General features: G+C 71.6%; 1 protein-coding gene. It reads right to left on the minus strand.

Annotated elements, in window-relative coordinates; genetic code table 11:
- A partial coding sequence (locus FV223_RS29075) for an SGNH family hydrolase (RefSeq protein ID WP_246689865.1) occupies positions 1–767 on the minus strand: 767 nt, incomplete at both ends.

The following is a 767-nucleotide window of genomic DNA, read 5'->3' on the forward strand; positions in this document are numbered from 1 at the left end:
GGGCCGAGACGGCGGCGGCCGGCTGCTCGGGCGCGGTGGGCGCCGTCGCACCCATCAGGCGCTTCAGCTCCACGTCGGCGAAATGCGCGAGCTTGCGGGCGCCGGCATGGGTGAAGTGCACGCCGTCGGCGGTGCGGAGCTTGGCGCTCTGCCCGTCGAGGTCCGGTCCCGTGGCGGTGTAGTGGTTGCGGTCGTCGGAGAAGCCCGGCCCGACATCGACGTAGGTGCCCCCCGCCTTGGTCACGGCATCCCGGACGATCTCGTTGAGGCTGCCGAGGTCGCGCGTCAGGCTCTCGCTGCGCATCGGCGGGGCGCCGACCCAGACGAGCGGAATCTTCCGGTCGGTGAAGACCTTCACCAGTGCGTCCACGCGGGTTCGGTAGACCTCGCGCCAGCGGTCAGAGAGCGGATCGAGGGTCTGGTCCCCGTCGCGCATCGGCTGGCGATCGTTGGCGCCGAGCATGACCACGGCATAGCCGACCTTCGGGTTCGCCTTCAGGTAGTCCTCTGCGGCCTTCGGCCAATCGACGACGTCCCTGCGCACGAGGCCGCTGTCGGCCTTGGCGCGGTCGATCACCGCGACGTCGGCGGTGTCCTCGAACACGTCGTCCAACCCGCGGCTGAGATGGTCGGCCAGCGAATCGCCGAACACCGCGATCTGGACCTTCGCCTCCGTCTTCTTCACGGCCGGCGCCGACGCCGCGACCGTGGGCGCCGGCCGGGTCTGCGGACGCCGAAGCTGGCGGCCGGTCTCCGCGCTGGCGGGC

The sequence above is a fragment of the Methylobacterium sp. WL116 genome, assembly GCF_008039455.1.
Classification (GTDB): domain Bacteria; phylum Pseudomonadota; class Alphaproteobacteria; order Rhizobiales; family Beijerinckiaceae; genus Methylobacterium.